At 40.8% G+C, this 12,747-nt stretch carries 7 protein-coding genes; 6 read left to right on the top strand and 1 reads right to left on the bottom strand.

The window, feature by feature from the left end:
* The first annotated feature begins 38 nt into the window (after positions 1-38).
* The 5 genes from H6G28_RS01075 to H6G28_RS01055 all read left to right on the top strand — a co-directional run bounded on the left by H6G28_RS01075 (position 39) and on the right by H6G28_RS01055 (position 10,665).
* On the top strand, positions 39-1,193 hold the full coding sequence (locus H6G28_RS01075; protein ID WP_062294327.1) for an NAD-dependent epimerase/dehydratase family protein: 1,155 nt from the start codon (positions 39-41) through the stop codon (positions 1,191-1,193).
* A gap of 11 nt (positions 1,194-1,204) precedes the next feature.
* On the top strand, positions 1,205-1,330 hold the full coding sequence (locus H6G28_RS37235) for a hypothetical protein (protein ID WP_277883212.1): 126 nt from the start codon (positions 1,205-1,207) through the stop codon (positions 1,328-1,330).
* 913 nt (positions 1,331-2,243) lie between these two features.
* Positions 2,244-6,575 (top strand): non-ribosomal peptide synthetase, encoded by a 4,332-nt coding sequence (locus tag H6G28_RS01065; protein ID WP_190668271.1) that lies wholly within the window; start codon positions 2,244-2,246, stop codon positions 6,573-6,575.
* A gap of 229 nt (positions 6,576-6,804) precedes the next feature.
* Entirely contained in the window at positions 6,805-7,941 is a 1,137-nt protein-coding gene (locus tag H6G28_RS01060; RefSeq protein ID WP_190588244.1) for a glycosyltransferase family 4 protein, read from the top strand.
* Positions 7,942-8,058: 117 nt separating this feature from the next.
* Positions 8,059-10,665 carry a GAF domain-containing protein gene (locus H6G28_RS01055; RefSeq protein WP_190588245.1) on the top strand — a complete coding sequence of 869 codons (2,607 nt, stop codon included), beginning with the start codon at positions 8,059-8,061 and terminating at the stop codon, positions 10,663-10,665.
* 178 nt (positions 10,666-10,843) lie between these two features.
* Here the strand turns inward: H6G28_RS01055 and H6G28_RS01050 are convergent, their stop codons facing one another.
* Complete coding sequence (locus H6G28_RS01050; RefSeq protein WP_190668268.1) at positions 10,844-11,107, bottom strand: DUF7219 family protein; 264 nt, start codon at positions 11,105-11,107, stop codon at positions 10,844-10,846.
* Between the two features lie 846 nt (positions 11,108-11,953).
* On the opposite strand from H6G28_RS01050, the gene purC reads away from it, so the two are divergent.
* Positions 11,954-12,691, top strand: coding sequence for a phosphoribosylaminoimidazolesuccinocarboxamide synthase (purC, locus tag H6G28_RS01045; RefSeq protein ID WP_190668265.1), 738 nt, complete (start codon positions 11,954-11,956; stop codon positions 12,689-12,691).
* Positions 12,692-12,747: the final 56 nt, after the last annotated feature.

Below are 12,747 nucleotides of genomic sequence, written 5' to 3'. Positions count from 1 at the left end.
TGATAGATTTAGCTATCAGCGAGTAAAAACTGGTGAAAATGAAAGTCCTGGTTATTGGTGGCGATGGGTATTGCGGTTGGGCAACCGCACTTTACCTCTCCAATCGAGGTTACGAAGTTGGAATTTTAGATAGTTTGGTGCGTCGGCACTGGGATAACGAACTTGGGATCGCAACTCTGACTCCGATCGCACCGATTCAGCAACGTATCCAGCGCTGGCAAGATTTGACCGGCAAATCTATCGACCTATTCGTAGGCGATATCACTAATTACGAATTTCTGCAAAAAACTTTACATCAATTTGAACCAAATGCGATCGTGCATTTTGGCGAACAGCGTTCCGCGCCATTCTCCATGATTGACCGCGAACACGCAGTTCTCACCCAAGTCAATAACGTAGTTGGCACACTCAACTTGCTGTATGCCATGCGCGAAGACTTCCCCGACTGCCACTTAGTCAAGTTGGGAACAATGGGTGAATATGGTACACCTAACATCGATATTGAAGAAGGGTATATCACCATTGAACATAATGGGCGCAAAGATACCTTACCGTATCCCAAACAACCCGGTTCAATGTATCACCTCAGCAAAGTGCATGATAGTCATAATATTCACTTTGCTTGTCGGATTTGGGGATTGCGTGCCACCGACTTAAATCAAGGCGTGGTTTATGGTGTCTTAACCGAAGAAACGGGAATGGACGAACTGTTGATTAATCGCCTAGATTACGATGGTGTATTTGGGACAGCATTAAACCGCTTCTGTATTCAAGCTGCCATTGGTCATCCTTTAACGGTGTATGGTAAAGGTGGGCAAACTCGCGGATTCTTAGATATTCGGGATACAGTGCGCTGTATGGAATTAGCGATCGCTAATCCTGCTGAACCTGGAGAATTCCGCGTCTTCAACCAATTTACCGAACTATTTAGTGTGGGTGACTTGGCATTGATGGTCAAAAAAGCAGGTAACGCCTTGGGATTAAATGTTGATATCAACAACATAGATAACCCCAGAGTTGAAAAAGAAGAACATTATTTCAACGCCAAAAATACCAAACTGCTTGACCTCGGCTTACAACCTCACTACCTCTCAGACTCGTTACTTGATTCACTGTTAAACTTTGCAGTTAAGTATCAGCAACGAGTTGATAAAAAACAAATTTTGCCGAAAGTTTCTTGGCATAGAAATTAGGTGAAAACTGTATGAGGTTGGTGACAGAATCTTATCTCAATCAAATCTCTCGCTGGCCTCAAACTGGTCGTCATATACTAGCGCAGTATGACGACCAGACAGTTGTAGTTTATCAGCGAAGCGCAGCGCAAGCATGATAGGCAGGGAGTAGGGAATGGGGAGTAGGGAGTAGGAAAGAAGCCTGATCTGGTTGTACTGATTTTTTTCCAAATCAAAAAATTATGAGTCCTATATCGTCTAGAAAAGGTGAAAGCCTTCTCGAACAGTAGCAATTGCAATAACAATTATGTAATTAGGGGCTTGCAGAAAATAAATTATCCAATTTTCGAGCGAGGGTATTTTTCTTTTTCCCCTGCCCCCTGCCTACACAATGATAGTATATTTTTTTAATTGGAAGCCCCTTACTAAGCTCCTCTATCGCTACGCTCGTAATGACAATTTAAAGGGTATATCAAGTCTGAAACCCTTGTAAATAGTAATTGTGTGTACGCCGTGAATACGGCGTTTTTATGTTAGGCAATATTTCGCCAACGGTATCCGTATTTCGTATTAATACCATATTGGCGACCAATCAACGGTCAAAAATATCAACCTTATTATTCAAAATTACGTAAGATTAATTTTATCTTTATATTTTCTTCTTAAGATTTTGATTATTCTTCATTATTTTTAGACAGATCAGAAAATACTACTTAGTAAATTCTAGTGAAAGTTATTGAATTTACCAATTTCTGATTTGCATAAGTTATCAGCCTTTGCTTAGGGTATTGACAGCACTGTTGAAGTAAGTGAGGTACACCATGCGTATTAAGTAATGAGTAATAAGCAGTGAGTAATAAGTAAATTTCTGACTCATTACTAATTACTTTTTTCAATCAGTTGCTGTAGCTCATAAACATTGGGTCTGTTGTATTTAGGAGGCATCTAGATATCTTATGGTAATCATTCATTAATTGGTAGAGAAAGCAGAGGATTTAAATCATCTGATTCTCAATTTGAGAATGACACTTTAAAAATCTTTGTTCCCTAGAAACTAGTTAGATAAACAAAATGAAAGTAGTAACTGTAAACAAATCATACCAGCTTTCATCTATACAACAAGGAATGCTATTCAACAGTCTAGTTGCTCAAAACTCAGGAGTGGATATTGAGCAGATGATCTGTTTAATACATGAAAAAATTGATGTTTTGGCATTTCAAAAAGCATGGCAGAAAGTTGTAGAAAGACATGCAGTTTTGAGAACTAGTTTTGATTGGGAAACTGGACAAGAAGCGATACAATGTGTGCAGCAGCAGGTAAAAATTTCCTTAGAACAGCAAGATTGGTGTGGCTTGTCTGACACAGAACAATCAACTAAATTGCAAGTTTATCTACAAAGCGATCGCACTCTTGGCTTTCAGTTAAATGTTGCCCCATTGATGCGTCTGGCATTATTTCAGTTGAGAGAATCGGTCTACCAATTTGTTTGGACTTTTCACCATGTTTTGTTAGATGGTCGCTCTTTGTCCATCATTATTAAAGAAGTGTTCACCTTTTACGATGCTTTCTGTCAGGGAAAAGACTTACAACTACCCCAACCTCGTCCTTATCAAGACCACATTGCATGGTTACAGCAGCAGGATTGGTCTAAATCAGAAAGTTTTTGGCGGGACTTGCTCAAAGGTTTTACCGCACCCACGCCTTTATTAGTAGACTCAAACCCTAGTGAGAAAAAGGGTTTTGGCGAACAAGCAATCCGACTCTCAGCAAAAACTACAGTGATGTTGCAGTCTTTAGCAAAACAACATCAAATTACGCTAAATACTTTAGTACAAGGTGCTTGGGCTTTATTGCTCAGTCGTTATAGTGGCGAGTCTGATGTTGTGTTTGGGGCGACAAGAGCCTGTCGTCATTCCTCTGTAACTGGGGCAGATTCGATGGTAGGATTGCTCATCAATACTTTACCAGTGCGAGTCAAGGTGTCAGGGGAAAAACCGCTTTTGACTTGGCTAAAAGAATTGCGATCGCAGTGGGTAGCGTTACGAGACTATGAACACACCCCCTTAACTAATATTCAAAGATGGAGTGATGTTCCTGGCGGTACACCTCTGTTTGATAGCATTCTGGTATTTGAAAACTATGAATTGAATTCGGTTTTACGTTCTCAAGGTGATAGATGGCAAAACCTGGAGATAAAACAAGAAGAACAAACTAACTTTCCCTTGACATTGGTTGGCTATGCAGAGTCAGAACTGTTATTGAAACTCAAATACGACCAAAACAAGTTTGATGATGCCAAAATTGGTCGAATGCTGGGACATCTTCAAACTTTATTGTCCAGTATGGCGACTAATCCTTGGCAGTGTTTAGGAGAATTACCACTCTTGACGACAGATGAAAGACAGCAAATGTTGATGGAGTGGAATAATACACAAACAGATTTTGCAGAACAACTTTGTATTCATCAACTGTTTGAGGCGCAGGTAGAGCAGACACCAGACGCGATCGCCGTTGTTTGTGGACAAGAACAACTCACCTACAAAGAGTTAAACTGGAGAGCTAATCAGTTAGCCCATCACCTCAAGCAACTGGGTGTCAAACCAGGGGTGTTAGTGGGTGTATATTTAGAGCGTTCGCTAGAAATGATTCCGGCTGTCCTGGGGATTTTGAAAGCTGGCGGCGCTTATGTTCCACTAGAACCCAGTTTTCCTAAAGCACGCATTCAATTATTGCTGTCTTCTCTGCAAATTAACTGTCTAGTCACCCAAACTTGCTTGTTACCTAGTATTCATGATCTAGAACTGAGCGCACTGCAACATTTAATCTGTTTAGATAAATCTGCACATAACGCGATGAGCAACTTATTCTTAGAACCACTCTCCATAGAGCAAAGCTCTTCTCGTAGAGTACCTCTCCCCGAAACGGAGAGAGGCTTTGATTCTTGCTCCCCTTCCCTTGTAGGGAAGGGGTTGGGGGTTAGGTCTGAGAGAAAGTCGCACACAGCGTCATATAGTACAGCAGGTAAAAAACCAGAAAATCACCAAGAAATCTTTTCCCCTACACCCCTACACCCTCATACCCCTACACCCTCTATTTGGCATCGTTCCTATCTAGATTTACTGCCCACAGAAAATTTACCAACATCTGCAAGTTCTGATGACATCGCCTATGTAATTTTTACCTCTGGCTCTACAGGTACACCCAAAGGGGTTGTAGTTCGTCATCAACCAGTAATCAACTTGATTGAGTGGGTGAACAAAACCTTCAATGTTAATGCTAACGACAGAGTTTTATTTATCACATCCTTGTGTTTTGACCTGTCAGTTTATGACATTTTTGGACTATTAGCCGCAGGTGGTTCAATTCGGGTTGTATCTAGCCATGATGTCCGAGATCCAGAAGCTTTACTACACATTCTCTGTCATGAGCCGATTACCTTTTGGGATTCTGCGCCGCCTGCACTGCAACAACTGGCTGGCTTTTTCCCCAAAGTTCAAGCAACTAATTGTCATCCCCAACTGCGGTTAGTATTTATGAGTGGTGATTGGATACCAGTCACACTGCCCGATTTACTGAAAACCACCTTCCCAGGGGTTGAGGTGATTAGTTTGGGTGGAGCAACGGAAGCAACTGTTTGGTCTAATTATTATCCCATCGGCAAAGTCGAGCCGCATTGGAAGAGTATTCCCTATGGCAAACCCATCCAAAACGCTCAATATTACATTCTCGATGATTACCTCAATCCCTGTCCTATTGGTGTGACTGGAGAGTTATATATTGGTGGAGAATGTTTAGCCTCTGGCTATTTAAATCAACCAGAACTTACAGCCCAAAAATTTATTCCCAGTCCCTTTGGCAATTCCAAACTATACAAAACTGGGGATTTAGCCCGTTATTTCAGCGATGGGAATATTGAATTCCTCGGTCGAATTGACCATCAAGTTAAGATTCGCGGTTTCCGTATCGAGTTGGGAGAAATTGAGAGTGTACTCACACAACACGAATCTGTCGAGGAAACTGTAGTTATAGCCAGAGAGGATGAGCCAGGAAATAAGCGGTTAGTGGCTTATGTGGTGGTAAATGATGAATCTAAACCTAATATGAATGAATTAAGGCGGTTTTTGCGAGAGAAACTACCAGAGTATATGATTCCATCTGCCTTTGTCGCGATCGCCAAAATTCCTCTGACTCCCAATGGTAAGGTAGATCGCCGCGCTCTGCCCATCCCCGACCAAAGACCAGAATTAGAAAAAGCCTTGATTGCGCCGAGAAACACCATAGAAATTGAGTTAGCGCGAATTTGGTCAGAGGTTTTAGGTATTCAATCAGTTGGAATTAGAGATAATTTCTTTGAATTGGGGGGAAATTCCCTACTGGCGGTGAAATTATTTACACAAATTGAAAAGGCATTTGGTCAAAAACTCCCCCTCGCTACCTTATTACAATCACCAACCATAGAACAATTAGCTGACATTCTCAGCCAATCAAATACAAAAACTTCTTGGTCTTCCTTGGTGACAATTCAGCCTGGTAGTAGTGCGAAACGTCCTTTATTCTTGATTCACGCCCTTGGTGGCAATGTGATTGGCTATCAAACTCTAGTACGTTATCTGGGTACAGAGCAACCCGTGTATGGCTTACAAGCACAAGGACTTGATGGCAAACAAGCTCCCCACACCAGAGTTGAAGACATGGCCTCTCACTACATCAAAGAAATTCGCACCGTTCAACCGCATGGCCCTTATCTTTTGGGCGGTTTCTCTAGTGGTGGGACAATTGCTTATGAAATGGCGCGTCAGTTAGTTGCTCAAGGCGATCGCGTCGAATTACTGGCAATGTTTGATACCTATAGCCCCAGTCTATATATCAATAATCCCTCCCTCTTGCGGACATTGTATGTCTACTGGCTCACCCTATTACGTCTGCCATCTGTAGATAGAAGAAACTATGTTCTCGCCAAAGTGGATTGGTTTAAATCCATGTTATTAGGGAAACACAGTAGCAAATTTGACTTGTGGAACGAACATTCTTTCACTGACGATGCCAACCCTTACAATATGGCACTAATAGAAGCACTCAAACAAGCAACAATGGCAGATTATGTAGTCAAATCCTACCCTGGCAAGGTAACTTTATTTACCACCAAAGAAGTTTTGCGATGGTGTCAGTTCAAACCCTGTAGAGGCTGGAGTGCAATGGCTAAACAAGGGGTAGAAATTCATGAAGTTCCTGGTACACATTTAGGTATGTTGGGAGAACCAGGTGTGCAGATGTTAGCTGAAAAATTGCGGTTTTGCTTAGAGGAAGCACAAGCAGATCATCAGGTAGTATCACCAAAGGCTGAGAAGATGCGGTGGATACTTCAAAACCAAGATTATCGAGTATTTGAACATCAGCATTGATGTAATTAGGGTATTGGGTATAAGGGTGTGTGACGTAAGGTTTTTAGATACATACACCCCTGTACCCCTACACCCTCGCCAAAACCCTTGATTCTTCGTTTTTATGGGTAAGTCCTATATATTTCTCACCGTACACAATTGATTCCGCTACGAGAAACAGTTTACTCTGTTGTAGAACCTGAAATTCAACAGCAGTTGAGATTACCTGCGTGGACTGAAGAATTTTTGTATGAGAATAGCCCTATTCACCGAAACCTTTTTGCCGAAAGTAGATGGCATAGTTACACGTCTACGCCATACAGTTGACCATCTACAGCGTGATGGAAATCAAGTTTTAGTGATTGCCCCAGAGGGTGGAATCACGGAACATAAAGGAGCGAAAGTTTACGGCATTAGTGGCTTTCCTTTGCCTCTGTATCCAGAGTTAAAAATGGCACTACCCCGCCCAGCCATTGGTTATGCTTTAGAAGAATTCCAGCCTGATATTATTCATGTTGTAAACCCTGCTGTTTTAGGATTATCAGGCATTTTTTATAGCAAAGTTTTGAAAATTCCCTTAGTAGCTTCTTACCATACCCATTTACCGCAATATCTCCAGCATTACGGCTTAGGAATGTTAGAAGGCTTGTTGTGGGAATTGCTCAAAGGCGCTCATAATCAAGCATTGTTAAATCTTTGTACCTCGACAGCCATGATGGAGGAATTGTCATCACATGGCATTGAAAGAGTAGACTTGTGGCAGAGGGGCGTAGATACAGAATTATTTCATCCTAATTTAGCCAGTTTAGAGATGCGATCGCACCTGTCCCAAAACCATCCCGAAAGTCCCTTATTATTGTATGTTGGTCGCTTATCTGCCGAAAAAGAAATTGAACGCATTAAACCAATTTTAGAAGCAATTCCCCAAGCGCGATTGGCTTTAGTGGGAGATGGCCCCCATCGCCAAGCCTTAGAAAAACACTTTGCTGGAAGCAACACCCATTTTGTTGGCTATCTCATGGGACGTGAGTTAGGTTCTGCTTTTGCGAGTGCTGATGCTTTTATTTTCCCTTCCCGCACAGAAACTCTGGGGTTAGTCTTATTAGAAGCAATGGCCGCTGGTTGTCCCGTCGTGGCTGCCCGTTCTGGTGGCATCCCTGATATTGTTACAGATGGTGTGAATGGATATCTTTTTAACCCCAAAGCAGACATTCAAGATGCGATTTCTGCTACAATTCGCCTCTTGGAAAATCAGCAAGAACGAGATATCATTCGTCAAAATGCTCGTAAAGAAGCAGAAAAATGGGGATGGGCAGCGGCCACACGCCAGCTGCAAGATTACTATCACAAAATAGTCTCAGTAAAACAGCCAACAGCAGCAGTTTAAATGCAGGATAGGAATTGTGGGGCATTTCTGCTCCACGATTTTCGGAACGATTAACGATAGATAAAAGCACAATCTCAGCTTTAAATCTAAAATCTCAAATCTAAAATCTAAAATTCCATGACTCTTCCCAACCCTGGTAGCGTCTTGGCTACATTAACTGAACTCACACAAGTTAATCGCACCCACGCCTTACTACGTCGTGTCAAAGACCTTTCTGTTAACGAATTTGTCTGTCTACTTGATTTTATAACGGCTGAGTTCCAACAATTTCTCAGAGCCATTGAGTTAATTAATAATGAAGCTCTAGAAACAATGTTGGAAAAGGTACTAGAAGCCATTACCTTAAAAATTGGTCAAATTCTCCAAGCTGAACACACAGCAATTTTTTTAGTTGACTATGATAAAGGTCAACTCTGGTCAAAAGTTCCCCAAGATAATAGTCAAAAATTTTTAGAAATTAGAACGCCAATTAATGTTGGCATTCCTGGCCATGTAGCGAGTACAGCCCAATATTTGAACATTGCGGAAACTGCAACACATCCTTTATTTAGTCCAGATTTAGAAAAACAAATGGGCTATAAAATTCGCAATATTTTATGTATGCCTGTTGTTAGTAGTAAGAGTCAAACTGTTGCTGTTGTGCAACTGGCAAATAAAGAAGGTAATGTGCCTTTTAATCATGAAGATGAAGAATCATTTCGAGATTTTGCTGCTTCTATTGGGATTATTTTAGAAACTTGTCAATCTTTTTATGTAGCAGCCCGCAATCAACGAGGCGCAACAGCATTATTAAGGGCGACTCAAACATTAGGGCAGAGTTTAGACTTAGAAGCAACTTTGCAAATAGTCATGGAACAAGCCCGAATTTTGATGCAAGCAGACCGGAGTACGCTGTTTTTGTATCGCAAAGAAATGGGTGAACTTTGGACAAAAGTTGCAGCCGCAGCATCGCCCACAGACTTTCTTGAAATTCGGATGCCGGCAAATCGGGGAATTGCTGGTTATGTAGCATCAACAGGAGACGCATTAAATATTCCTGATGCTTATAAAGACCCGCGTTTTGACCCCAGTACAGATAGAAAAACTGGCTATGTAACGCGGAATATTTTATGTTTGCCAGTGTTTAATTCTGCTAATGAATTAATTGGGGTAACTCAGCTAATTAATAAGCAAAAAGGCAGTTTTAGCGCCTCTGATGAAGAGTTTATGCGGGCTTTTAATATTCAAGCAGGCATAGCATTAGAAAATGCGCGGCTGTTTGAAAATGTCCTGTTAGAAAAACAGTATCAAAAAGACATTTTGCAAAGTCTATCTGATGCTGTAATTTCGACTGATATGATTGGTCGAATTGTGACAATTAATGATGCGGCTTTAGAGTTATTGGGTTGTCCTTTGGCTGATACTAATAACAAAAGCAATAAATTATTGTGGGAGCAAAATTTAATCGGGCGCTTTGTGTGGGAAGTAGTACCCATTGAAAATTTGCAAATGCGCTTAGAAGACAGTTTGACATCGGGCGCTAGACATTATGTTCCAGAACAAAGTTTGATAGTGGGGCTATATCAAGCACTGACTTTAGACGGGCGAGTGAATAGTGACAATCAAGACTCAGCTTTGCAAACTGGCACAACTCATCAGTTGATTTTAACAGTCCGCGATCGCAATAACCCTGACCTTTTCATTCCTTGGAATTTACTGTTAACTCCTCCATCCCAATTAATCCCCGCTAATCAAGTAGAACAGTTAGAACGCAGTATTAATTTAACTGTAAATCCCCTCACCAACCCAGAAGGGGGAGTGAGAGGCGGTTTAGTAGTTTTAGAAGACATTAGCCAAGAAAAACGCCTGAAAACCACAATGTATCGTTACCTGACTCCCCATGTTGCAGAACAAGTCATGGCTTTGGGTGAAGATGCTTTGATGGTGGGTGAACGTAAGGATGTGACTGTCTTATTTTCTGATATTCGTGGCTACACCACTTTGACGGAAAATTTGGGCGCAGCAGAGGTTGTATCGCTGTTGAACCAATATTTTGAAACAATGGTGGAAGCGGTTTTTAATTATGAAGGCACTTTAGATAAATTTATTGGCGATGCTTTAATGGCTGTGTTTGGTGCGCCTTTACCAATTACAGAAAACCATGCTTGGCAGGCGGTACAATCAGCCTTAGATATGCGCCAACGTCTGCAAGAATTTAACCAACGGCGAATTATTCAGGAACAACCCCAAATTCGTATCGGGATTGGGATTAGTTCTGGGGAAGTTGTTTCTGGTAATATTGGCTCTCACAAACGTATGGATTACACCGTGATTGGCGATAGTGTAAACTTAAGCGCCCGTCTAGAAGCCGTCACGAAAGAATATGGCTGTGATATTATTTTGAGCGAATTTACTTATCAACTTTGCAGCGATCGCATTTGGGTGCGGGAGTTAGATAAAATTCGCGTTAAGGGTAAAAACCAAGCTGTGAATATTTATGAGTTAATTAGCGATCGCAATACGCCTTTAGATGCTGATACCCAAGAGTTTTTGTTTCACTATCATAACGGCCGGGCTGCTTATTTAGCAAAGGATTTTGCCGGGGCGATCGCTAGTTTTACCGCCGCAAAACACCTCCGCCCCAAAGACCAAGCCGTAGAAATTCATCTAGAACGCGCCCAAAATTATCACCAAACACCACCGCCAGATTCCTGGGATGGTGTTTGGACAATTGTCAGCAAATAAATACCCAAATTTTTTAATTTCTGATTACAAAAGCTTTTTGATATTCCTGAATCAGTGAGATGCTGGCAAGCAGTCACGACAAGATAAAGTAATGACTAATATTTGATTTTGAAAAAAATCATTGAACTTAGAAAAGGCTTTTTACTACTCCCTACTCCTTACCTGCACAATTTTTATCTCATTCCTCAGCTTCTCCGCCTTCATTTCTAAAAGGATTTTCGCCAATTTTTAGCTGTTTTTTACTTTGTTTTAGCTGTTTCCACAAAGCTTTGATTTGTTCGTAAGCATCTTCTGGCGGGATTTTTCCACCCGTTTCTAAGCTACAAACATAACTAACTTTATTCGCAAATTCCTGAAGATTAGCATTAAATACTAAGTTTTCGGGTTTAACTTGCCCATAATAGCGACCTTTGGGATAAATAAAATCATCTTTGTCCACCATCTTCTGCTCCACTTATTAAACTCCATTATTGTTTTAATATCTGAACTCAAGCCATGATTTATGCACTTCTAGCAAGTATTTTATGAATTACCAACAAATCGACTCTCTTGTTTCTACCTCAACAGGTATTTGAGAAATCGAGTAGGATTTCTATATTTTGCTGCTAAAAGCAAAAAAGCTTGATTAGTATTGATCGTTGTGCAGTAATTCCTAATAGTGTATCCTTCTGCCAATTACTAATTGACATTCTCTGGTATTAAACACCAATCAAAATTTTCAATAGCTATTTACTTAGTCATGATTTATACTTTATTTTCTATAAAAAAATCAGTTTTTGAGTAAAAAAATCTACAGTCAGAGTGTAATAGTTTCCTGGGAAATTTACCTCTACTAGAGGTTATATATTATATATCTGAGTTTCAGCATCAGGTAATTAATCTTTACTATAACTTACTGGTGCTGACCAGTAAAATTTAATTCTCTAAGGGCAGCTTTTGTCCCACTCCATCAAAGGTATAAACCAATTTTATACGGGTGTATTACAGTCACAAGATTTACGGGTAATACTCAGCAAATTTGATATCAGACTACTGTTGAAAACCCTGAAATCTCATTTCAAAATTGATGAATTTACAGCAGAGTGTCAGTCAATAAAATACAGAATTTAGTTCTCACAGCTAGTAGAGAGCCTATTCTTATGCAGAATTCAGGCTTCTGACTCCTGAATTCTTAGCATTTTTTGATTATGCACTGGCGATTAATTAGCGAATCTTTGTTAACTAAAGATAAAATGGTGAAGCCCGAAAGGACACAAGTCTCCCATTGCTGAAAAGTTGACCTCCTACCATGTCTGTTCATTCTAAAGTCTACGAAGGCAAAGCAAAAATACTCTATACAACAGATAATCCAGAAATCTTGCTGGCTGATTTTAAAGATGATGCGACTGCGTTTAACGCCCAAAAGCGTGGCAGTATCATTGGCAAGGGAAAAATTAACTGTAGTATTTCTAGCCAGTTATTTAAACAGTTGGAAGCCCAAGGGGTTAAAACCCACTTTATTGACAGCCCGTCCCCTAATCAAATGCGGGTGAAAGCGGTGAAAATTTTACCCTTAGAAGTAGTCGTGAGAAATATTGCGGCGGGTAGCCTGAGTCAACAAACAGGTTTACCAGTGGGTACAGTTTTGCCACAGCCCTTGGTAGAGTTTTATTACAAGAATGATCAATTAGGAGACCCGTTGTTGACACGCGATCGCCTACTCTTAATGGAATTAGCTACAGAGGAACAAGTAGACCTAATTAAGAATCTAGCATTGCAAATCAACGAGTTTCTGCGGAGCTTTTGGCAGCAATGTGGCATTACCTTAGTAGACTTCAAACTAGAATTCGGCTTAGATTCACAACAGCAAATACTCCTGGCAGATGAGATTAGTCCAGACACCTGTCGTTTGTGGGACACTACAGAAACTGACCCCAACCGTCGCGTCCTGGATAAAGACCGCTTCCGCCGAGATTTAGGCAATGTAGAAGATGCGTACCAAGAGGTTTTACAGCGAGTGCTGCAAACAGTAGACAGTAAAAATTAAACTGATGTACCTTGTCATTGGTCATTGGTCTTGACAAAGGACAAATGACCAACGAC

Source organism: Nostoc sp. FACHB-190, assembly GCF_014696905.1.
Taxonomy (GTDB): domain Bacteria; phylum Cyanobacteriota; class Cyanobacteriia; order Cyanobacteriales; family Nostocaceae; genus Nostoc_B.
The sequence above is the reverse complement of the archived record's forward strand: the minus strand, read 5'-3'. Positions and strand labels throughout refer to the sequence as shown.